This is a genomic window from Pseudomonas sp. zfem001 (assembly GCF_032621725.1).
GTDB classification, from domain to species: Bacteria; Pseudomonadota; Gammaproteobacteria; order Pseudomonadales; family Pseudomonadaceae; genus Aquipseudomonas; species Aquipseudomonas sediminis.
Window position 1 is genome coordinate 241,520 of the sequence record NZ_JAVYJI010000004.1, and the last position, 20,584, is coordinate 262,103.

19 protein-coding genes are annotated in these 20,584 nt (G+C 65.8%); 9 read left to right on the top strand and 10 right to left on the bottom strand.

All coding sequences use genetic code 11. The features are described 5' to 3' along the window. Positions 1-217 precede the first annotated feature (217 nt). The 3 genes from RTH74_RS15475 to cobF are packed head-to-tail and all read left to right on the top strand — an operon-like array spanning position 218 to position 2,675. Entirely contained in the window at positions 218-1,219 is a 1,002-nt protein-coding gene (locus RTH74_RS15475; protein WP_316915239.1) for an AAA family ATPase, read from the top strand. Then, positions 1,201-1,911, top strand: a complete 711-nt coding sequence (locus RTH74_RS15480; protein ID WP_316915359.1) for a VWA domain-containing protein — start codon at positions 1,201-1,203, stop codon at positions 1,909-1,911. The genes RTH74_RS15475 and RTH74_RS15480 overlap by 19 nt, the downstream gene beginning before the upstream one ends. Continuing rightward, positions 1,908-2,675 (top strand): precorrin-6A synthase (deacetylating), encoded by a 768-nt coding sequence (gene cobF, locus RTH74_RS15485; RefSeq protein ID WP_316915240.1) that lies wholly within the window; start codon positions 1,908-1,910, stop codon positions 2,673-2,675. The genes RTH74_RS15480 and cobF overlap by 4 nt, the downstream gene beginning before the upstream one ends. A gap of 52 nt (positions 2,676-2,727) precedes the next feature. Here cobF and RTH74_RS15490 read toward each other — a convergent pair whose 3' ends face one another. The 4 genes from RTH74_RS15490 to RTH74_RS15505 all read right to left on the bottom strand — a co-directional run bounded on the left by RTH74_RS15490 (position 2,728) and on the right by RTH74_RS15505 (position 7,423). Next, positions 2,728-3,462, bottom strand: a complete 735-nt coding sequence (locus tag RTH74_RS15490; protein WP_316915241.1) for an HNH endonuclease — start codon at positions 3,460-3,462, stop codon at positions 2,728-2,730. An 85-nt stretch (positions 3,463-3,547) separates the two neighbouring features. Next, positions 3,548-5,692 (bottom strand): TonB-dependent receptor domain-containing protein, encoded by a 2,145-nt coding sequence (locus RTH74_RS15495; RefSeq protein ID WP_316915242.1) that lies wholly within the window; start codon positions 5,690-5,692, stop codon positions 3,548-3,550. A gap of 178 nt (positions 5,693-5,870) precedes the next feature. Continuing rightward, positions 5,871-6,359, bottom strand: coding sequence for a carboxymuconolactone decarboxylase family protein (locus tag RTH74_RS15500; protein ID WP_125834164.1), 489 nt, complete (start codon positions 6,357-6,359; stop codon positions 5,871-5,873). Positions 6,360-6,469: 110 nt separating this feature from the next. Continuing rightward, positions 6,470-7,423, bottom strand: coding sequence for an AraC family transcriptional regulator (locus RTH74_RS15505; RefSeq protein WP_316915243.1), 954 nt, complete (start codon positions 7,421-7,423; stop codon positions 6,470-6,472). Between the two features lie 146 nt (positions 7,424-7,569). Between RTH74_RS15505 and RTH74_RS15510 the strand changes: the two genes are divergently transcribed. Genes RTH74_RS15510 through RTH74_RS15520 form a run of 3 tightly spaced genes read left to right on the top strand, consistent with a single transcriptional unit; the run spans position 7,570 to position 11,456 of the window. Further along, complete coding sequence (locus RTH74_RS15510) at positions 7,570-7,959, top strand: hypothetical protein (RefSeq protein WP_099525082.1); 390 nt, start codon at positions 7,570-7,572, stop codon at positions 7,957-7,959. Further along, entirely contained in the window at positions 7,943-9,172 is a 1,230-nt protein-coding gene (locus tag RTH74_RS15515; protein ID WP_316915244.1) for an MFS transporter, read from the top strand. Before RTH74_RS15510 ends, RTH74_RS15515 begins: the two co-directional genes overlap by 17 nt. Positions 9,173-9,194: 22 nt before the next feature. Beyond that, positions 9,195-11,456, top strand: a complete 2,262-nt coding sequence (locus tag RTH74_RS15520) for a TonB-dependent receptor (protein WP_316915245.1) — start codon at positions 9,195-9,197, stop codon at positions 11,454-11,456. A gap of 4 nt (positions 11,457-11,460) precedes the next feature. Here RTH74_RS15520 and RTH74_RS15525 read toward each other — a convergent pair whose 3' ends face one another. Together RTH74_RS15525 and RTH74_RS15530 are read right to left on the bottom strand one after the other, a co-directional pair. Next, positions 11,461-12,765 carry an MFS transporter gene (locus RTH74_RS15525; RefSeq protein ID WP_316915246.1) on the bottom strand — a complete coding sequence of 435 codons (1,305 nt, stop codon included), beginning with the start codon at positions 12,763-12,765 and terminating at the stop codon, positions 11,461-11,463. A 101-nt stretch (positions 12,766-12,866) separates the two neighbouring features. After that, positions 12,867-13,778 carry a LysR family transcriptional regulator gene (locus RTH74_RS15530; protein WP_179529205.1) on the bottom strand — a complete coding sequence of 304 codons (912 nt, stop codon included), beginning with the start codon at positions 13,776-13,778 and terminating at the stop codon, positions 12,867-12,869. Positions 13,779-13,918: 140 nt separating this feature from the next. On the opposite strand from RTH74_RS15530, the gene RTH74_RS15535 reads away from it, so the two are divergent. Together RTH74_RS15535 and RTH74_RS15540 are read left to right on the top strand one after the other, a co-directional pair. Next, positions 13,919-14,662, top strand: a complete 744-nt coding sequence (locus tag RTH74_RS15535) for an SDR family oxidoreductase (protein WP_037004120.1) — start codon at positions 13,919-13,921, stop codon at positions 14,660-14,662. A gap of 83 nt (positions 14,663-14,745) precedes the next feature. Then, on the top strand, positions 14,746-15,315 hold the full coding sequence (locus tag RTH74_RS15540) for a flavin reductase family protein (protein ID WP_179529206.1): 570 nt from the start codon (positions 14,746-14,748) through the stop codon (positions 15,313-15,315). A 12-nt stretch (positions 15,316-15,327) separates the two neighbouring features. On the opposite strand, the gene RTH74_RS15545 is transcribed toward RTH74_RS15540, so the two are convergent. Further along, on the bottom strand, positions 15,328-15,939 hold the full coding sequence (locus RTH74_RS15545; protein WP_316915247.1) for a LysE family translocator: 612 nt from the start codon (positions 15,937-15,939) through the stop codon (positions 15,328-15,330). 94 nt (positions 15,940-16,033) lie between these two features. On the opposite strand from RTH74_RS15545, the gene RTH74_RS15550 reads away from it, so the two are divergent. Continuing rightward, on the top strand, positions 16,034-17,014 hold the full coding sequence (locus RTH74_RS15550; RefSeq protein ID WP_316915248.1) for a helix-turn-helix domain-containing protein: 981 nt from the start codon (positions 16,034-16,036) through the stop codon (positions 17,012-17,014). An 81-nt stretch (positions 17,015-17,095) separates the two neighbouring features. Here RTH74_RS15550 and RTH74_RS15555 read toward each other — a convergent pair whose 3' ends face one another. The 3 genes from RTH74_RS15555 to cobJ all read right to left on the bottom strand — a co-directional run bounded on the left by RTH74_RS15555 (position 17,096) and on the right by cobJ (position 20,462). Beyond that, on the bottom strand, positions 17,096-17,695 hold the full coding sequence (locus RTH74_RS15555; protein WP_316915249.1) for a LysE family translocator: 600 nt from the start codon (positions 17,693-17,695) through the stop codon (positions 17,096-17,098). Between the two features lie 74 nt (positions 17,696-17,769). Then, positions 17,770-18,612: an AraC family transcriptional regulator gene (locus tag RTH74_RS15560; RefSeq protein WP_316915250.1), complete on the bottom strand. Its 843-nt coding sequence runs from the start codon at positions 18,610-18,612 to the stop codon at positions 17,770-17,772. A gap of 194 nt (positions 18,613-18,806) precedes the next feature. Next, the gene (gene cobJ, locus RTH74_RS15565; RefSeq protein WP_316915251.1) at positions 18,807-20,462 is read right to left on the bottom strand and encodes a precorrin-3B C(17)-methyltransferase; all 1,656 of its coding nucleotides are present in this window, start codon (positions 20,460-20,462) and stop codon (positions 18,807-18,809) included. Positions 20,463-20,584 lie beyond the last annotated feature (122 nt).

Here is a 20,584-nt window from a genome sequence, read left to right on the forward strand (position 1 = left end):
GGCATAACCCACCATTGGCGCCACACGATATATCGCCTGGCGGGTTACGCGGCGCGCTAATTCCCTGTGCGGATGCACTATCAGCGCTATGCGCCGCTAACCCACCCTACGGGTGCAGCATGCCCATCGTGGGAGGCGCTTCAGCGGCGACAAGCTCGCGGCTAAAGCCCCTCCCACAACAGCCAGGCGCGACCCTTCACCTCCACGGATCACTGCCATGACCGAACATCACTTCCCCCTCGCCGCCGTGGTCGGTGCCGACTCGCTGAAGCTGGCGCTGTGCTTGGCGGCCATCGATCCGGCCATCGGCGGCGTGCTGATCGAAGGCCCACGCGGCATGGCCAAGTCGACCCTGGCCCGTGGCCTTGCCGACCTGCTCGATGGCGGGCGTTTCGTCACCCTGCCGCTGGGGGCGAGCGAGGAGCGCATCGTCGGCACTCTGGATCTGGACGCCGCGCTGGGCGAAGGCCGGGCGCAGTTTTCTCCCGGCCTGCTGGCGCGTGCCGACGCCGGTGTGCTGTATGTCGATGAGGTCAACCTGCTGCCGGATCATCTGGTCGACCTGCTGCTCGATGCCGCTGCCAGTGGCGTCAACCACGTCGAGCGCGACGGTATCTCGCATCGGCATGCCGCACGCTTCGTGCTGATCGGCACCATGAACGCCGAGGAAGGCGAGCTGCGCCCGCAACTGCTCGATCGTTTTGGCCTCAACCTGGCCCTGGACGGTCAGCCGCAACCGGCCGAGCGCGCCGAGATCGTGCGTCGCCGCCTAGCCTTCGATGCCGACCCTGCTGCCTTCCTGCAGCGCTGGCAAACCGAGCAGGCTGCCCTCGCGGCCAGTTGCCAGAATGCCCGCCAGCGCCTGGCCGATATCCCGCTGGATGACGCCGCCCTGGGCGAGATCAGCCAGCGCTGCTTCGCTGCGGGTGTCGATGGTCTGCGCGCCGACCTGGTCTGGCTGCGTGCCGCCCGTGCTCATGCGGCCTGGCGTGGCGCGTTGGGCATCGAGCCTGTGGATATCGAGGCGGTGGAGCACTTCGTTCTGCGCCATCGCCGTCGCCAGTCACAACCGCCGGCTGCCACGCCGCCAGAGCAGAGCCAGGCGCCGCAGCAGGCGCAGGAACAGAGCCAGGGCGAAGGTCAGTGGGGCGAGCTGCCGGCGCAGCCGCAGGCCATGGGCGAGCGGCGCGTGCCGCCACGCTGGCCAAAAAAGCCCTGAGCATCCGCCCGCGCACAGCCACAGGCGCGGATGCCCGCAACCGGCCCGGACGACTCGGCGGCGGCCTGCGTGGCGCCGCACGTACGGGCGTGCGCGGGCGTATCGACTGGCCGGCGACCCTGCGCCAGGGCCGACCGCAACGCCGTGAACAACTGGTTCTGCGCCCGCGCAGCCAGCAGGCTGAAGAACTCTGGCTGGTGCTGGTGGATGCCTCCGCCTCGACCCGGCGCCATGGTGCGCTGAGCCGGGCCAAGGGCGTGCTCGCCGAGCTGTTCGACAGCGCCTATCGCCAGCGCGCGCGCCTCGCCGTGCTGCAGGCCGGTGGCCGCGAGGCGCAATGGCTGTGGCAGGGACGCAAGGCCAGCGCCGAGCTGCACCGCTGGCTGCACGAGCTGGGCGCGGGCGGTGGCACACCGCTGTTCGATGCGCTGAATCAGGCGGGTGATTGGCTGTTGTGTCGGCAGCGCGCCAAACCGAGCGAACGCCAGCGCCTGCTGATCCTCACCGATGGCCGCCTGCGTGACCTGCCAAATCTGGCGCCGCTGCCATGCCCAACCCTGCTGCTCGATACCGAGCGTGCGCCCATCCGCCTGGGCCGCGCCCGCCAGTTGGCGCAGGCGCTGCAGGCCGACTACCACCATATCGACGACCTGGCGCCCGGCGCGCCGGGCCGCACCTGGAGAACCCCATGAAAACCCTGCTGTTGGTCGGCATCGGCGCCGGCGACCCGGACTACATCACCTACCAGGCGATCAAGGCGCTGCGCCGCAGCGACGTGATCTTCCTGATGGACAAGGGCGCGGCCAAGCACAAGCTAAACGCCCTGCGCCGGGAGATCTGCGCACGTTTCCTCGACGGCCACACGCCGCGCTTCGCCGAAGGCCAGCAGCCGGAGCGCGAACGCGAGGCGGCGGACTACCGCGCCAGCGTCGACGAACTCAACCGCGACAAGCAGGCGGTGTTCGAGCAACTGATCGACGAGCAGATGGCCGATGGCGAGACGGCGGCCTTCATGGTCTGGGGCGACCCATCGCTGTACGACAGCAGCATCCGCATCATCGAAGCCATCGCCGCGCGGCGTAGCGACTTCATCTATGACGTGATCCCCGGCATCACCAGCCTACAGGCGCTGACCGCGCGCCACCGTATCCCGCTCAACAACATCGGCCGCGCAGTCGAAATCACCACCGGTCGCCTGCTCGCCGAAGGCTGGCCGCAGGGCGTGGACAGCGTGGCGGTGATGCTCGACGCCAAGGACACCTACCGCCGCTTCGTCGGCCAGGGCCTGCATATCTACTGGGGCGCCTACGTCGGTACAGCCGATGAAATCCTGATCGCCGGCCCGCTGGATGAGGTGGCCGAACGCCTCGTCACGACCCGTGCCGAGGCGCGTGAGCGTAATGGGTGGATCATGGATAGTTATTTGTTGAGGAAGGAGGGTGCGGCGGGGGATTGAGGTTAGAAGTGGTGGACAAGAAGAGCGTTGTCCACCCTACACGCCGAGTCTGTTAATCGGTGCATTCATATCCATATATGAGTTTTCTTGCTTCTAGAATACTGAGCCAGCGCTTTTGGCCGACGATGGCCTTGTGAATCAGTCTATGGCAACAAGCGCATAGCAAAGCCATATCTGCAATCTTGGTGACACGTTCATCTCCTATTGCTAGTGGGACAACGTGGTGGGCTTCATAGATTGCATCTGCCAGTGTGTTATCGAGGACGTTTGGTTTCCTTGCGCAAATCTCGCAGGCGAAACGACCTTGTTTCTTTCGTAAATCTATAAGGCGGGTGCGAAGAACAGGACTCCTTTCTCGACGGAGGTGTGTTTCTGTTACGACATGTCCTTCTGCAAAGGTTTCGTACTCTGCTTGGTCTTCCCTAACTTCGCTCAAAGTATCAAGCCCAGCTCTAATGAGGGCTGCCAATTCCTTCACTTTATTTGGAGAGGAACCAAGTTCTTCCCAGACTGCTCGGTCTGTTTTGGAAACATTACCTAGGCCTAGGCCGGTACTCACCTGGCGCAAGTTCTGAAGCTTAAAAGCAACCCCGTCAGCATTGCGGAAGGAGGCTTTTCGGGCAGCAGCGCTGTGATGGGGGAACGCTCGCAAGGTTTCAGAGAGTGCTTTAACTCTTGGATCTGAGGCAGAAGGAATACTCAAGCCGCATTCGAGGTATAGATCCAGAGCGAGGATTACTTCTTCTCGTGTCCATTTTGGATTTCCATGTCCGGTGGTTACTGCCATAGCTACCTAAGTTGCCTCGATGAATAGTCCGTAGGGTGGAAAACCGCGAAGTTTTTTCCACCATCTCCAAATCAGCTCCGTCGTCTTACAACCAACTCCAAGAAACCCCCGTATACACCCCAAACCCTTCTCCAGGCGTGGAGCGCGCTACATCCACGCCGTTGTCGTTATAGCCCGGCGTCACGGTAGCGGCATAGCGTTTGTCGGTCAGGTTGCGCAGGTCGAGCCAGGCTTGCCAGTCGTCCTTTGGCGAGGCGTAGCCGAGGGTGGCGCCGAAGGTGGCGTAGGCGTCGGCGTAATAGGAGTTGGCGTAGTCGACCGCGACTTTGGAAGCGTACTGAGTGTTGAGGCCGGCGTAGAAGCCGCTCGGGTGGTCGTAGCGCACCTCGGCCTGGTAGTAGTGGCGCGGTAGGCTGGGTAGGCGGTTACCGCCGAATTCGTCGTCGTCGCGGTAGTGGAAATCACTGAAGGTGTAAGCCTGGCGCAGGCTCAGGGCGCCGGCCGCGCCGCCTTGCCACAGCGGGCTGGTGAGGCCGGCTTCGATACCTTGGTGCACGGTGGGGCTGGCGTTGGATTCGGCGAAGACGTTGTTCTCTATCTCGACGGTGAGCAGCTCGTGGCGTACCTGCGAGTAGTAGTAGGTGAGCTCCCACTGACCTAGTACGGAATCGCCGCGCCCGCCGACCTCGAAGGTGGTGGCGGTCTGGTTGTCCATCGAGATCGGTGCGCGCTGGCGGGAAGCGTAAGGCTGGTTATTGGCCGGGAAGCGCAGTGGCGAACTCCAGATCATCGACCAGGCATGTGGCGGTTCCACCGAGCGGGTGATATTGCCGAATAGCTGTACTTCGGGGTTGAGCTGGTAGCGCAGGCCGATGCGCGGTGCGTAGTCCCAAGTGCTTTCGTCGAGCTTGTCGTCGGTGGCTGGCCAGGTCACCTGCACTTCGCGGCGGGTATGGATCAGCGCCAGGCCGCTGGTCAGCCACAGGTCGGGCGTTAGCTCCAGCTCGTTGCCGATATGCAGCACGGTGTCCGAACCCAGGTGTTCGTAGGCGCGCATCAGCGTGCCGGCCGGGTAGTCCGTGCCGCCGACGGTGATCGGTAACGCGGCGTTCTCCTTCGACTTGCTGCTGGGCAGAGTGGTGGTGCTACGGAAACCCAGGGTCGTGGTGCTGTTAAGCCCGAACAGGGTGTGTCGGCGGGTGTAATTCAGCGTGCCGCTGACGTCGCTGTAGTCCACGCGAACACGGTAGGTGTTGCCGTTGGGCGAGCTGTTCTCGACGATATCCATCGGGTAATGGTGATAAGCCAGGCCCGCCACCAGGGTCGAGTCATCGTCGATCTGCCAGGTGGTCTTGTTGGCGATCCAGGTGCTGCCGGGCTGGTCGCGGTAGGCGTCGATACGCAGGTTGTTGGCGGCTGCGGCGCGTGGGTCATGTTCGATCTGCGCCTTGGTCAGACGGCCCGGTACTTCGTGCTCGGTCTCGCGGTAACGCAGGTAGAAACGCGTCTCCAGGTTCTCGTTGAGGCGATAGCCGAAGTTGGCGGCGACGCCTTTGCCCTTGCCTGAGGAATGATCCTGATAGCCGTCGGTTTCGCTGTCGGTGAGGGCGAAGTAGTAGTCGAAATCGCCCAGCACCTGGCCGGAGGCGATGCTGCGCTTCTGGTAGCCACGGCTGCCTGCTTCATAGCGCAGTTGCAGCTTGGGCGCGGTGTAGCCGGTGTGGGTGATGTAGTCGATGGCGCCGCCCAGGGCCAGCGAACCCCGGTCGAAACCGTTGGCGCCGCGCAGCACTTCAGCGCGACTTATCCACAGCGGCTCCAGCAGTTCGTAAGGCGTGCCGCCAGGACCGGTCAGTGGCAGGCCGTCGAGCATGATATGGGTGCCGGAGGCATGCGAACCGGGGCCGCGGTTGATCCCCGAGCCGCGCACGCTGATCTTCACCCCTTCGTTGCCGGGAGACTGCGCGTAGACGCCGGGCTGGTAGGCCAGCACATCGGCGACGCCGGCCACGCGGCCTTGTTCGACCTTGGCCATATCCACCACATTGGTGGCCCCGGGGACGCGCTTGAGCTCCTCGCGCGCGGCCTCTACTTCACTTACCTGTTCGCCGGTGACCTGCAGTGGATCGAGTTGCACGGGCTCTTCGGCGAAGGCGCTGTGGCCGCTCAGGCAGGCGAGGGCGAGCAGGGTGAGGTGGGCGGGTTGGCGGGAAAACGGCAGGGGCAGCATGCAAGGGCTCCGTTGAGCGGGCGGCGAGTGTGTCTGATGGAGGTCGACGAGGATTCGTCACGCCAGCGCGGTGCTGGCGCGGGGGCACATCATGCCGGTTTTGCCCGTGCTGTGCAGCGGGCCGCTCAGAGAGAAGCAGGGCCGCCGCGCGACTGGCGACCGACCCTGTGGATAACCCTCAGGCCAGGCCGGCCTTGTCCAGGCCGAACTGCTTGTCGGCGGAGCCGGGCACGGTGCGGAAGGCCACGTTGAGGCGGTTCCAGCCGTTGATGGCGACCACCAGAAAAGTCAGCTCCGACAGTTCCTGCTCGGAGAACTGCTCGCGCACGCTGGCGTAGATGGCGTCGGACACGCCGTGCGGCGACAGCTGGGTCAGGGCTTCCGTCCATTCCAGCGCGGCGCGCTCCTGTGCGGAGAACAGCGGCGATTCGCGCCACACGGCGACATGGTGCATGCGCAGTTCGCGGTCGCCATGGATCTTCGCTTCCTTCACGTGCATGTCGACGCAGAAGGCGCAGCCGTTGATCTGCGACGCACGCAGCATGACCAGGTGGGCCAGCGGCGCGAGGAACGGGCTGCGGGTCAGCAGCATGGAGAACTCGGCGTATTTGCCGGAGGCCTTGGGGGAGAGGGCGAAGTAGTCGAGGCGCTGGCTCATGGTGATCATCCGTATCCGCGTTGAGGGGCGCGATGGCCTGCCCCGGTAGCGATGAATCTACGCAGAGGTGGCCCAGTCACATAGATCCAATTGTGCAGATTCGGATTGATCCACTTCGCTCAGCGTCGGGCTTGCGACGGCGGAAAGCCATACTCGCGCTTGAAGGCGGCGCTGAAGCTGCTGAGGTGCTCGTAGCCGGCCAGATTGGCGGCATCCTCCACTGACAGGCCCTGCTGGCGCATGGCCTGATAAGCGCGGGCCAGGCGCTGGCGGCGCAGGTAGGCGGCGATGGTGGTGCCGTTGCGGCTGCGGAAGGCGTTCTGCAGGTCGACCGGGTTGGTGCCGAGCTGACGCGCCATGTCGGCGATGCTCAGGGTGTCGGCCTCGCCACTGTCCAGCCACTCCTTCAGGCGCAGCAGGCAGCGTTCCAGATGGCTGCCGAGGCGTTTCTCCGGCGGCGCATCGATGCCGCGCAGGATGTCGCAGGCCAGATCCAGGGCGAAGCTCTCGCGTTGCAGGCGTTGCATCAACGGCGGCAGGCTCGCGTCACGTTCGAGCAACTGGTGGGCACGTTGGAGGATGTCCACCGAGGGTTGCCAGGGCAGGTTGTGCCAGTGGCTGCGGCTGAAGCGCATCAGGGCGTCGCTGCGCAGCTGGCTGTCGAGGGCGAACTGCTGCAGCCAGTCCGGGGTGATGCTCAGGCATACCTTGGTTTCTTCGCGGCCGCTGCGCCAGTGGCGCTGGAACTGGTCGCTATCGGTCAGGTTGACCAGCATGGCGCGCTGACCGCCAGGGCGGGCATCGAAGTGCAGGCGCTGGCGCGGCAGGCTGACTTCGGCTTCGCCTTGTAGCAGGAAGGCGGCAGTGATGCCCGGCGCCAGGCGGTTGTCGCTGCTGGCGTCGACCAGATCGCGGCTGTGGCTGAAGTACAGCACCAGGCCTTCGCTCAGCACTTGCACTTGTTGTTCGCCGTCGAGCACTGGCTGTTCGCCCGGTAGCTCGCGCTGGAAATGCAGGTTGCCGCCCAGGGTGTGGACGACATCGCTGAGCTGACCGCAGGTGAAGACCGTCATGCTGGCTTGACCGGTGGAAGTTTCGTTGCGGCTAATTTTTCCTTCTTTTCCCCTAAGCGCGCAACATTGTTCAGAATTATTCTCATGTGCAATGAGGTCGCAATCGTCTTGGTTGCGTCACCAACGATCATGGGAATCACACAGCGATGGGTTTGCTCCTCACGCAAACGGCAGTGGTCGAGGCGGTCTTTCACGACCAGGTCGACGCGGCGCAGATAAGCCAGTGGCTGGACGGCATCGAGCGTCTGATCGAAGGCCGTCAGCCGTTCTTCTTCATTTCCAGTACCCGCGAGGGCAGCACCTTCGCCGAGGGTTACCGGGCCATCCAGGGCGTCTGGTACAAGCAGCACAAGGCGGCGTTCCGCGAGGTGTGCCAGGGGCTGGTGCGCATTGCCTGTGACGCCGAGGAGCAGGCCCGGCTCGACACCCCGGCGCTGCATGCCGCCTGGGGCGTGCCCTACTTCGTCACCCTGGACAGGACGCACGGCTATCGCTGGATCGCCGAGCGCATGGTGGATCATGCAGCGTCCGTCTGAGCAGGTGCCGGTGACCCGGCTGGCGTTGGCGGTGATCGTGGTGCTGTACCTGGCCCACGCGCTGCCGCTGTACTTCTTCAACGTGGCGATGCCGGCCATCCTGCGTAGCCAGGGTGTCGACCTGCGCTGGATCGGCATGCTCTCGCTGCTGTACGTCCCCTGGGCGTTCAAGTTTCTCTGGGCGCCGCTGGTCGACCGGCATTACCTGCACAGCCTCGGCCGTCGCCGCACCTGGCTGTGGCTGACTCAGGCGGCGCTGGTGGCCGGAATCCTGGTGCTGGCGCTGACCGGCCTGGAGCACGGCCTGTTGCTGTTCGTGCTGGTGAGCCTGTGGATATCCACCTTCGCCGCCACCCAGGACATCGCCATCGACGGCTACACCGTGGAGTCGCTGGCCAGCGAGGATCATCGCCTGGGCAGCATGGCGCAGAGCATTGGTGTGGCCCTGGGCAGCCTGTTCGGCGGTGCCGGCGTGCTGTGGCTATACCAGGTGGTCGGCTGGCAGAGCGCGCTGCTGACCCTGGCCGGCCTCAGCGCCCTGACCATGCTGGCGGTAGCGCGGGTCGATGATCGCCTGTCGGCGCAGGCCGATGCCGCCAGGCCGGGCTTCATCGCCACCTTCAAGCGCCCGGAGATCCGCTGGGCGCTGCTGCTGATCCTGGTCTATCGCCTGGTCGAGGCGCCGGCCATGGCCATGCTCACGCCGATGCTGGTGGATCGGCAGTGGTCGCTGACGCAGATCGGCCTGCTGATGTCGGTGGCCGGCGCCAGCGTCGGGCTACTTGCCGCCGTGGCAGCAGCGCTCCTGTTGCAGCGCCAGCGCGCGGCGACCCTGCTGCTACGTGCCGGCTGGCTGCGCAGCCTGGCCTACCTGGCAGTCGCCGGGCTGCTGCTCAGCGGCCTGGCCGACGGCTCACCGCTGTGGCTCGGCACCATGGTGCTGGTGCTCCTGGCCATCCGCTACCTGGCGATGACCAGCCTCTACGCCCTGTTCATGCAGCTGTGCTCGCGGCAGCAGGCCGGCACCGACTTCACCGTGCTGGTGTGCTTCGAGCTGCTGGTGTTTTTCGTCGGTGGCTCGCTGTCGGGCTTCCTCGCCAAGGGCCTGGGCTACGAAACCTATTACCTGCTGCTGGGCGCGCTTTCAGTGCTCAGCGTGCTGCTCTGCAAACCTATCGTCCGGTCGATCCAGGCCGGCTCCGGCAATCATTGACGCGCTTTCTCTGGGGGAAACCATGAGGCATCTTTCGGCATCCATGCAGGTCACCTTGCTCAGCCTGGCGGTGAGCGGCGCGCTCCACGCGCAGGCCGACGACACCACGAGCAGCCAAGTCAAGGAACTCGGCCCGATGGTGGTCACCGCTACCCGTTCGGCCAAGAGCATCGCCGAGATCGCCGGTACGGTGTACAGCATTGATCGCGAGCAGGTTGCCGAACAGGCCGCCGCCGGGCGCTCCACCGCCGATATTCTTGGCCAGCTTGTACCTTCTTTGGCGCCGAGCAGCGGCACCACCAGCAACTACGGCATGACCATGCGCGGGCGCACCGTGCAGGTGATGATCGACGGCGTACCGCTGACCGGCTCGCGTGACGGTTCGCGCCAGCTCAACAGCATCAACCCGGCGATGATCGAGCGCATCGAGGTGATCTCCGGTGCTACCAGCATCTATGGCGCCGGCGCCACCGGCGGTCTGATCAACATCATCACGCGTAACGCCGACGATGAAACCAGCGACTTCAGCAGCCGTATCGGCCTGCGCACCCCCGGCAAGGCCGCGCGCGATGCCATGGCCTACGAGGCCTCGCAGACCGCCGCTTTCCACCAGGGCGCGGTCAGCGGTTTCGCCGGCCTGAGCTTCACCAAGCAAGGCGAGATTCGCGACGCCCATGGTGATCGCATCGGCCCGGAAATCTTCCAGACCGACCGCCAGGACACCACCAGCTTCGACTTCAACGGTCGCCTGACCTGGCACCTGGACGACGACCAGCAACTGAGCGCCGGCGTGCGCTATTACAACGACGAGCAGGACAGCGACTACGGCCCGGACTATGGCCCCAACCTGTCGGCGTTACTGGTCTCGAACTACCAGCCCAGCCACAACGCGGTGGACGGTTTGCAGCTCGACGATCAGCCGCGCACCCGCCACTACGGCGCCAATGTGCAATACCTCAACCGCGACTTGCTGGGTGGCCAGCAACTGACCGCCGAGGCCTACTACCGCAAGGAAAAATCGCGCTGGTTCCCGTTCGCCAGTCGCGCGGCAAATGCCGCGTTGCCCGGTGGCGTGGCCAACGTGGTGCTGCAGTCGAGCACCGACATCGATGTCTGGGGTGTGCGCACCGCCTTGCAGAAGGGCTTCGAGCTGGCCGGGCGCGATCTGCAACTGACCTATGGCCTGGATTACGAGCGCGAGCAGGATCGTCAGGACGGCCAGTTCTACGACTTCAACAGCTTCTTCACCAGCAATGGCCTGAACTACCGCGAGACCTACAGCTCCTCCATGGGCCCGGACGTGGAGGTGAGCAAGACCGGCGCGTTCCTCCAGGGCGACTACCAGCTTACCGAGCGCCTCAGCCTGCGGGCTGGGGTACGCCGCGAAACCATCCGCAACCAGGTGGATGACTCCATCCCCTATGGCGAGGCCGTCACCGCCGCCACCGTGGCCGGTTACCAGGCGCGCACCCTGGAAGGCGGCAACGTGCGCCACAGCGAAACCCTGTTCAACCTCGGCGCGGTATACAAGCTGACCGACACTCAGCAGCTGTTCGCCAACTTCTCCCAGGGCTTCAGCCTGCCCGACACCCAGCGCATGCTGCGCGACGTGCCGGCCAGCTTCGTCATCGATAGCAGCAGCATCGATTCGATCAAGGTCAACAACTACGAACTGGGCTGGCGCCTGGGCGATGCCAGCGGCCTCAATGCCGGGGTGACCGCGTTCTACAACACCTCCGACAAGGTGGTGCAGTTCAACCGCGATTTCAGCGTCTCGGTGGCTGATACCGACGAGCGCGTATGGGGCGCCGAAGGCAACCTGCAGGTGCCGGTGGTCGAGGGCTGGACGCTGGGCGGTACCCTGGCCTACACCCGTGGCCAGTACAAGGACGCTGCCGGTAACTGGCGCGAGCTGAATGCCTTCCGCGTCTCGCCGCTGAAGGCCACCGTCTACAGTGACTGGCGCTTCCTCGATGGCTATGGCGTGCGTCTGCAGGCGCTCACCGTGGGCGGCAGTGACCGCGCCTATGACGACGCGCAGTCGGCCGCGATCAGCCCGACCATCCGCGCCACCCCGGCGACCAAGATCCAGGGCTATACCGTGCTCGACCTGATCGCTCACGCGCCCTGGCTAGGCGGCGAGGTTGGTTTCGGCGTCTACAATCTGGCCAACCGCGACTACAAGACCGTCTACGGTCAGCAGGCCGAGGCCACCTACGGCGCCATCTCCAGCCTGCCGGCGGCGGGGCGCACCTTTGGCCTCAGCTACTCGGTGCAGTACTGATCGCTCAGTGCTGGTAGCTCAGCGGCCGCTTCGAGGACTCCGGCAGCGCCAGGCCGCCGGCCAGGGCCAGCAGGGCGATGGCGATCAGGTAGTAGGCCGGCGACATGCGGTTGCCGGTCGCCTCGATCAACCAAGTGGCGACCAGCGGCGCGGTGCCGCCGAAGATGGTGTAGGCCAGGTTGTAGGTGAAGGCCGAGGCGGTGTAGCGCACCCGGGTGGGGAACTGCTCGGAGAGCAACACCGCCGTCACCACGCCACAGATCACCGCACCCACTGCCAGCAGCATGGCGCCCAGGGCTGAAGCCAGCAGGGTGCCCGAGGCGGCCAGGGTGAAGGCCGGATACACCGCGACGATCAACGCCACCCCGGCGGTGAGGATGGTACGGCGGCGGCCGACGCGATCCGAATAGCGCCCGACGAAGGGGCACAGCAGGGCCGCGAAGAACAGCGCGATCAGGCTGGCGAGCAAGGCGGTCGGCCGCGCGGCGCCGCCGACCACCTGCATATAGGTGGTGAGGTAGGTGGTGAACATGTAGAACGACAGCGCCGTCGCCGAGATGAACGCCGACATGCAGAGCACGGTGCCGCCATGCTCACGCAGGGTTTCGCGTAGCGGCGAATGTTCAGGGTGAGGTTGGGCAGCCAGGGCCTGGAAGGCCGGCGATTCGTCCAGACGCAGGCGCATGTACAGGCCGACCAGACCCAGCGGCGCGGCGATCAGGAAGGGCACGCGCCAGCCCCAGGCCTGCATCTGCGCTTCGTCCAGCCAGAAGCCCATGCCGAACACCAGGCCGGCGGCGCAGGCGAATGCCATGAAGGTCGAGACCGGCACGAAGCTGCCATAACGGGCTTTCTGCTCGGTGGGCGCATGCTCCATGACGAAGGCGCAGGCGCCGGCATACTCGCCACCGGCGGAGAAGCCTTGCAGGCAGCGCGCCAGGGCCAGCAGCAGCGGGGCGAACAGACCGATGCTGGCGTAGGTCGGCAGCAGGCCGATCAGGGTGGTGGCGCCGGCCATCAGCAGCACGGTGATCGACAGCACACGCTTGCGGCCGATGCGGTCGCCGAGGATGCCGAAGACGATGCCGCCTAGTGGGCGCAGGGCGAACGATACGGCGAACACGGCGAAGGTTTGCAGCAGCGCCAGGGTCGGATTGCCCGGTGGGAAGAACAGCGAGGCGATGGTGACGGCGAGGAAGCCGTAGACCGCGAAGTCGAACCACTCGACGAAGTTGCCGATGGCGGAGGCGGCGATCACCTTGTGCAAGGTGGCCGGGCTCACCTGCTGGCCCGTGTGGATAGCATGCATACGACGCTCCTGATCCCTGATTTAGACGATTTCAGGCAGGTTACGGAGCGATGGCCGGGGAGGGCGCTTCGCAGGCGACAGTGGCGTTGTCGTGAGCGACCTCAGCCCTGAGGAAACTGCGCCGGATCGGAGAAGCAGGCGCGCAGGTGATCGAACACCAGGCGCACCCTGGGCGGCACCGGGCCTTGCTGCGGACGGTAGATGAACAGCTGCCAGGGATCGGGCGCCTGCTCGGTCAGCACTGCCTGCAGGCGGCCGCTCTCCAGATAGGGTTGCGCCAGGTAGGCGGGCAACTGGCCGTAGGCCAGGCCGGCGAGCACGGCCTCCAGCTCGGCTTCGGGGTCATCGCAGACCAGCGCTGGCGCGGGCGGATGCAGGCTGGGGCCATGGGCGAATGTCCACGGCCAGGGGCGGCCGTTCTTGCGGTCGATCAGCACCGACAGTGGCCGCTGCTGCAGCTCGTCGAGACTGCGCGGCTGGCTCGTGGCAGCGATCAATTCCGGCGTGGCCACCACCAGTAGCGGCACCGGCGCCAGGGCGCGCGCGACGTAGCGGCTGTCACGCAGGAAGCCGACGCGGATGCCGATATCGATCTGCGCTTCCACCGCGTCGGTGATCTCGTCCTCCAGGCGCAGGTTCAGCACCAGTTGCGGGTGCTGCTTGAGCAAGGGTTGCAGGAAACCCACCAGAAAGCGCTTGCCGATGGCCTGCGGCGCGGTGATGCCGATGCGCCCGGCGATGGCCGATTCGGTTTCCGCGCGATGGCCGCGAAACAGCGCGTCGAAATCCTCCAGCATCTGCCGGGCACGCACCGCGTAGGCCTCGCCGAAGGCGGTGATATGCACCTGGCGGGTGTTGCGGTGAAACAGAATCTCGCCGAGTTCCTCTTCCAGCGCCTTGATCGCGCGGGTCACCGCCTGCGGCGAAACCCCGAGCCGAGTCGCCGCCTCGCGGAAATTGCTGCAGTCGGCCGCGCTGCAGAAGATGCGGATCATCTCCATGCGATTGAGCATGTCGGGGCGCCTTTGTATTCCAGAATATGGAATAGCCTAATCCAAACTCTTCCATTCATTGAAACTGAAATCGCCTCTAACGTGAGCCCATGTCCGGCGTATGGCACGGACACTTCAACGAATCGAGAGAGGGCTTACCCATGAGCAACAACATTTCCGGCAAGGTCGTGGTTATCACCGGCGCCAGCAGCGGGCTGGGCGAAGCTACAGCGCGTCATCTGAGCCAACTGGGCGCCAAGGTGGTGCTGGCGGCACGGCGTAAGGAGCGTCTCGAGCAACTGGTCAGCGAACTGGTCGCCGCTGGTGGCGAGGCCGTGGCCTACCAGACCGACGTGACCCGCGCCGACGAGGTCAAGGCGTTGATCCAGGGCGCGCTGGACAGCTTTGGCCGCGTCGATGTGCTGGTCAACAACGCCGGGCTGATGGCCATCGCGCCGCTGAGCGACGTACGCGTCGAGGAGTGGGAGCGCATGATCGACATCAACATCAAGGGCGTGCTGTACGGCATCGCCGCGGCGCTGCCGGTGTTCCAGCAGCAGAACGCCGGGCACTTCATCAACATCGCCTCGGTGGCCGGGATCAAGGTGTTCAGCCCGGGTGGTACCGTCTACAGCGGCACCAAGTTCGCCGTACGCGCCATCTCCGAAGGCCTGCGCCATGAGGTCGGTGGCAGCATCCGCACCACCACCATCGAGCCAGGCGCGGTGGATTCGGAACTGAAGTTCGGCAGTGCGCACCAGCAGAGCCGCGATTTCGTCGTCGACTTCTACAAGCAGGCGATCCCGGCGGAATCGGTGGCGCGCGCCATTGCCTACGCCATCGAACAGCCGGCCGATGTCGACATCAACGAGATCGTCCTGCGCCCGACCGTGCAGGAATTCTGATCCACAACCGATGCTGCGGGCGCTTGCGATGCGGGTCTTCACGGGCCAGCATGCGAGCGCCTTTTTCGCTTTCAGGAGTCTGCATGAACGCGTCGATCCGCCCCGTCGACCTGGCCAAGGCCTACCGTCTGCTCAACCACGGCCCCACCGTGCTGGTGTCGGCCCGCCACCAGGCTGTGGATAACGTCATGGCGGCAGCCTGGTGCTGCGCCTTGGACTTCGATCCGCCGAAGCTCACCGTGGTGCTGGACAAGGCCACTCGCACCCGCGCGCTGATCGAGGGCAGCGGTCTGTTCGCCATCCAGGTGCCGACCGTGGCGCAGCTGCAACTGACCCAGGCGGTGGGCAACGCCAGCCTGGCCGACGACCCGGCGAAGCTGGCCCATGCTGGCGTCGAGCTGTTCGCGATGGAAGGCCACAACCTGCCGCTGGTGGCGGGTTGCTCGGCCTGGCTGGTCTGCCGGCTGCTCGATGAGCCGCACAACCAGCAGGCCTACGACCTGTTCATCGGCGAGGTGATCGCGGCCTGGGCTGACGAGCGCGTGTTCCGCGACGGTCGCTGGCATTTCGAGACGGCCGACCCGAGCCTGCGCAGCCTGCATCACGTGGCGGGCGGGCATTACTACGCGATTGGTGAGGCGCTGAAGGCCTGATGCCAGGCGTGCTCAGCGCGCCAGCGGCAGCGCCACGCCGATCAGCACGAAGAGTACGCCGCAACTGCGGTTAAAGGCGCGACCGCCGCGCTCCAGCCAGGGCCGTACGCGGAAGGCCAGCAGCGCCAGCAGCAGCTCGACGAGGAACTCGACCACGGCGAAGGTCGCCGCCATCACCACGAACTGCACGGCCAGGCCGCGTTGCGGGTCGAGGAATTGCGGCAGAAAGGCGCCGTAGAACAGGATCACCTTGGGATTCGACAGCGCCGACAGCAGGCCCTGGCGAAACAGCCGGGCGGCGCCGGGGCGGGTGCCGCTGTCGGTCAGGGTCAGGTTCATCGGCGGCGAACGCCACAGTTGCACACCCAGCCAGATCAGGTAGGCACCACCGATCCACTTCAGCGCCAGTAGCGCAGTGGGTGCGGTCTTGAGCAGCGCGCTGAGGCCGAACATGGCCAGGGCGATCAAGGTACTGAAGCCGACTACGCCACCAATAATGGTCGCCAAGGCCATGCGCGCGCCGTACAGCCCGCCGTGGGTCAGCGCCAGCAGGCTGTTGGGGCCGGGCGTCAGCGCCAGGCCGAGGGTGGCGACGAAGTAGACGAGCCAGAGTTCGAGGGCCATGCGGGTCTCCTGTGAATGCGCGGCCAGTCTAGTCAGCGGCAGTGGCGGGAATGAGGTAGATTCTGGTCATCTAATGGTTGGTTCTGGACAGGGCATGACTGAAAACCCCGATCTGCGTTTTCTCCTGCTGCCACTACCGGAGTTCGCCCTGCTGCCGTTTGGTGGTTTCCTCGACAAGCTGCGCTTCAGCGCCGACGACGAGGACTATAGCCGTCAGCGCTACTGCGCCTGGACGATCCTCGGCCTGCAGCCTGGGCATGTGTCGTCCAGCAGCGGTGCGGCGCTGAGCATCGAGGCCACGCCGGACGAGCTGAAGCTGGCCGACTACGACTACCTGGTGCTGTTCGGCGGGCGCAACGCGCAGGCCACCGCCGCGCTGGCGCCGACCTACCAGCCGTTGCTGCGGCGCGCGGCGCGCGCTGGCGTGAAACTGGTGGCGATCGACAATGCCAGCTTTATGCTCGCCGCCTGCGGTTTACTCGACGGTCATCAGGTGGCGGTGCACTGGCGTCACGAGGCGGAGTTTCGCGCCAGCTTCCCGCACCTGCGCCTGGCCCGCGAGCGCCTGTATTGCCTCGATGGCGCGCGGATTTCCTGCGCCGGCGGCACGGCGGCCATCGACCTGGCCGTGGAGCTGCTGGCCCAGGGCAGTGGCCGGGCAAGGGCGCTAAAAGGCCTGGCCGACATGCTGGTGGACGAGACGCGCAGCGGCCAGCATGCGTTGCGTTCGCTGCACACCACGTCGAGTGGCGAACGCCATGTCGACCGCGCCATCGCCCTGATGCGCCACGGCCTGGCCAGTGCCGACGGCATCGAGCAACTGGCGGCCAGTGTCGGCATCAGCCGCCGTCAGCTCGACCGCCTGTTTCAGGCCAGCCAGGGCATGAGTGCGCGCGAATATTGGAATGAGCTACGCCTGCAACATGTGCGCTGGCGTCTGCTCAACTCCAGCCACAGCCTGGCGCAGCTTGCCGACGAGATCGGTGTCAGCGATGCCAGCCACCTGGGCAAGCTATTCCGCCAGCGCTTTGGCTTGGCGCCCGGCACCTTCCGCCGTCAGGGCGGCGCGTTGTAGGAGCCGCACCCCGCGGCGAATGTGGTGGATAGCCTCGGTATGGCGGCATCGCTGCAATCGCTTCGCGCCGGGGCGGCACTCCTACAGGTTTGTCATTAGCGGCAGCCACACCGAAGCGAGCAGTAGAACGGCCATGCAGCGGTTGAACAACAGCAGCCTGGTCGGTTGCCGTAACAGGCGCGCACCACCGGCGCCCAGTACTCCCCAGGCCAACAGGCAGGGCGTGGACACCAGCAGGAACAGCGTCGCGTAGCTCGCTACCGCACCGAATGAGGCCTGGCCGTCGAGGAAGATCGCCGTGACCGAGACGGTCATCAGCCAAGTCTTGGGATTGATCAGTTGCAGGCCGGCGCCTTGGATGAAACCCTGGCGTTGGTCGACGCGGCGCTCGTCCAGGCCAGCGGCTTCGGCGCGCATCAGCTTGCAGGCCATCCAGCTGATCCAGGCGGCGCCGGCCCAGGTCATCGCCGTCTGCAACAGCGGGGCGCGGGCCAGCAGTTCCCCTAGGCCCAGGCCGACCACCAGCAGCATCAGGCTGGCGCTCAGGCTCGCCCCTACCGCGATGGCCAGGGCGATGGACAGGCCGAAGCGGGCAGCGCTGCCGAGGATCAGCAGGTTGGTCGGACCGGGGGTGATCGACGCTACTGAGGCGAAGAGGATGAAGGGCAGCCACTGGTTCATGGCTGGGCTCGCCGGGCGGGGAAAGGCATTGGGCATCGCTCCATATTGGGTATGGCGCGATTGTCCGGCTCGTTCTAGCCGTGGTCTTGAAGCTTTGTGCAGAGGTTGCGGTAGGCGCCCGGGGTAAGGCCGTTGGCGCGACGGAACCAGCGGCCCAGGTGGCTCTGGTCGGCAAAACCCAGGTCGCTGGCGACATCCGCGGGTGACGTGCCGATGGCCAGCAGGCGCCGCGCGCGTACCAGACGCAGCTGGATCAGGTAGCCATGCGGGGCGATGCCGAAGGCTGCCTTGAAAGCACGGCTCAGGCGGAAGCGGTCGACGCCGCAGACCTGCGCCAGTTCGTCGAGGCCGATGTTTTCGTGAAAGTGAGCATGCAGGTAGTCGCGAGCACGCAGGGCCACGCTGGCGATCTGTGGGTTGCCCGACAGGCGCTGGCGCCAGTGCAGACTGCGCGAGATGCGTTCCAGCAGTGTATCCAGCGCGGCGTCGCGCACCATGCGTGGTTCACCGTCGCGCAGCGCCTGCAGGGCGTTGGCGATACATGGCAGCAAGCCGGGGTCGTCCGGCTGGGTGCGCGGCACGCCGGGCAGGCAGTCGGCGGGTGCCTGTTCGAACAGCGCTGGCAATGCCTTTTCCAGCCAGGCTGGCTCAAGGTAGAGCGTGGAGTAGGTGAAACCGCCCGGCGTCGGCGCGTGGCCGTCGTGAATATCGCCGGGCTCGAGGAAGAAGGTCTGCCCGGGGACGCTACTGAACAGCGCACGGCGGCAATGAAACTGCTGCACACCCTGCTCGGTGAAGCCGATCAGGTAGCTGTCGTGCCAGTGCGGGTCGTAGGCGTGGCCCTCGAAATGCGCACGGATCACCTCGATGCCGGTATCGGCATCCTGCTTGAGGTCGACCCATGACTGCGCGTTCATCGCCTGTTGCCCGCGGTGGAAAGTTGAACGCCTGAGCTTAACCCGTTTGCCGGGCGTGCCTAGAACGTTTGTGCAGATGGTAGGGGCTGTGGATAAAACCAAGCACCTTGATCTGTAGGAGCGGCTTCAGCCGCGAAAATCGCGGATAAATCCGCTCCTACAAACGCTTGGCAATCATGTTTGAGGGCGATGGTTTAGTCGGCCTGCGCCGGATACCAGCGCGGCGTATACACCCACTCGCCGCCGTCAGCGCGGGGGAAGCGGCGGGTCTGGCTGGAGCCGATGATCACCAGGGTGCGCATGTCGACCATCTCCGGTGTCAGCTCGCCGAGGGTGAGGCTGCGCAGCGCTTCGGCGGGGCGGCCGATATCGCGGCCGAGCACCACCAGCGTTTCCGGCGCGCGGTGCTGGCGCAGCAAGTCGAGCGCGCGGCCAAGCTGCCAGGGGCGGGATTTGGAGATCGGGTTGTAGAAGGCCATGGCCAGATCGGCGATGGCGGCGTGCTCCAGGCGTTTCTCGATCACCGCCCAGGGCTTGAGGTTGTCGGACAGGGATATCAGGCAGAAGTCGTGGCCCAGTGGCGCGCCGGCCTTGGCGGCGGTGGCCAGGGCGGCGGAAACGCCCGGCAGCACTTCCAGCTCAACGCCGTGCCAGGCCTCGCTCTGCGGGGTTTCCAGCGCCTCCATCACGGCGGCGGCCATGGCGAATACGCCAGGGTCGCCCGAGGAGATCATCACCACGCGGCGGCCCGTGGCGGCCAGGTCGAAGGCGTGGGCAGCGCGCTGCAGCTCCTCGCGGTTGTCGCTGGGGTGCAGGCATTGATCGGCGCGCAGCGGGCCGGCCATCTTCACGTAGGTGTCGTAACCGAGCAGATCTTCGGCCTCGTCAAGGGCACGGCGTACGGCGGGAGTCATTTGCTCGGCCGCGCCAGGGCCGAGGCCGACCACGCTGAGGCGGCCACGGCGCTGGCCGAGGCGTTCGATATCCAGCGGCTGTTCACCCAGCAGCAGGAGCAGGCCGTCGCCAGCATGGTGCTCGGGCGGCAGTTCGGTGGTGCTGTGGATAAAGCGCAGCGGCAGGTTCAACTCGGCGGCGGCGGCGTGCAGTTCGGCGTTGGCCATCCAGCCTGTGTCCGCGAGCAGGCAGGCCAGCGCTTGTGGTGCCAGGTTGGCTTCGCTCAGCGCCTGTTGCAGTCGTGCCGACAGGTCGGCGCCGGGGCGCTCGATCAGCGCGGCCGCGCAGCGTGGGTGGATCAGCAGCTCATCAGGCTGGGCCGGGCGCACCTGCGCGGTGATATGGATGACCCGGCTGGCGGCGTTATCCACAGGCAACTGCGCGGCTTCCAGCCAGGGCGCCTGGCCTTCGATGCGTACCTTTTCGCCGCCGAGCAGGTCGCTGACGAAGCGCTTGCCTTGCTGCAGATCGGCCAGCGCGTAGCCGGCAGGCGGCTCCAGCAGGCAGGTGCCGAAGCGCAGCTCGCCGCTGGTGGTGATGGCCGGCGTCACACCCAGGTGCGCGGCGATCTCGCGAGCCAGGCGATTGACCCCAGCCAGGCCGCCGAGCAGCGGCACCACGGCGCTACCATCCTCGGCCAGGGCCAGCACCGGCGGTTCGGCGCCTTTCTCTGCCAATAGCGCGGCGAGGCTGCGGATGACGATCCCGGCGGCGCACAGCACTACCAGCGGTTGACCGGCGCGATACAGGGCGCGCAGGTGTTCACCGAACTCGTCGTAGTGACGCTCGGCGCCATCGGCACGGCCACGCAGGCCGTGGGTAAGCGCCTGTGGATAAAGCGCCTTGAGGCGTTGTGCAGTGGCCAGCGCGCTGGCGCCGAGGATGATGATGTTCATGCGGTAAATCCTGTAGCCCGGACGCAATCCGGGGAATGGGTTTCCCGGATTGCATCCGGGAGGGCAGGCAGCGATCCGTGGGAGGCGCTTCAGCGGCGACTGTCGCGGCTGAAGCCCCTCCC

Coding starts and splice junctions, on each gene's coding strand:
- RTH74_RS15520 (WP_316915245.1), top strand. CDS start 9,195: ATGAGGCATCTTTCGGCATCCATGCAGGTCACCTTGCTCAGCCTGGCG.
- cobF (WP_316915240.1), top strand. CDS start 1,908: ATGAAAACCCTGCTGTTGGTCGGCATCGGCGCCGGCGACCCGGACTAC.
- RTH74_RS15515 (WP_316915244.1), top strand. CDS start 7,943: ATGCAGCGTCCGTCTGAGCAGGTGCCGGTGACCCGGCTGGCGTTGGCG.
- RTH74_RS15550 (WP_316915248.1), top strand. CDS start 16,034: ATGACTGAAAACCCCGATCTGCGTTTTCTCCTGCTGCCACTACCGGAG.
- RTH74_RS15545 (WP_316915247.1), bottom strand. CDS start 15,939: ATGGCCCTCGAACTCTGGCTCGTCTACTTCGTCGCCACCCTCGGCCTG.
- RTH74_RS15505 (WP_316915243.1), bottom strand. CDS start 7,423: ATGACGGTCTTCACCTGCGGTCAGCTCAGCGATGTCGTCCACACCCTG.
- cobJ (WP_316915251.1), bottom strand. CDS start 20,462: ATGAACATCATCATCCTCGGCGCCAGCGCGCTGGCCACTGCACAACGC.
- RTH74_RS15555 (WP_316915249.1), bottom strand. CDS start 17,695: ATGAACCAGTGGCTGCCCTTCATCCTCTTCGCCTCAGTAGCGTCGATC.
- RTH74_RS15525 (WP_316915246.1), bottom strand. CDS start 12,765: ATGCATGCTATCCACACGGGCCAGCAGGTGAGCCCGGCCACCTTGCAC.
- RTH74_RS15560 (WP_316915250.1), bottom strand. CDS start 18,612: ATGAACGCGCAGTCATGGGTCGACCTCAAGCAGGATGCCGATACCGGC.
- RTH74_RS15510 (WP_099525082.1), top strand. CDS start 7,570: ATGGGTTTGCTCCTCACGCAAACGGCAGTGGTCGAGGCGGTCTTTCAC.
- RTH74_RS15475 (WP_316915239.1), top strand. CDS start 218: ATGACCGAACATCACTTCCCCCTCGCCGCCGTGGTCGGTGCCGACTCG.
- RTH74_RS15500 (WP_125834164.1), bottom strand. CDS start 6,359: ATGATCACCATGAGCCAGCGCCTCGACTACTTCGCCCTCTCCCCCAAG.
- RTH74_RS15495 (WP_316915242.1), bottom strand. CDS start 5,692: ATGCTGCCCCTGCCGTTTTCCCGCCAACCCGCCCACCTCACCCTGCTC.
- RTH74_RS15490 (WP_316915241.1), bottom strand. CDS start 3,462: ATGGCAGTAACCACCGGACATGGAAATCCAAAATGGACACGAGAAGAA.
- RTH74_RS15535 (WP_037004120.1), top strand. CDS start 13,919: ATGAGCAACAACATTTCCGGCAAGGTCGTGGTTATCACCGGCGCCAGC.
- RTH74_RS15540 (WP_179529206.1), top strand. CDS start 14,746: ATGAACGCGTCGATCCGCCCCGTCGACCTGGCCAAGGCCTACCGTCTG.
- RTH74_RS15530 (WP_179529205.1), bottom strand. CDS start 13,778: ATGCTCAATCGCATGGAGATGATCCGCATCTTCTGCAGCGCGGCCGAC.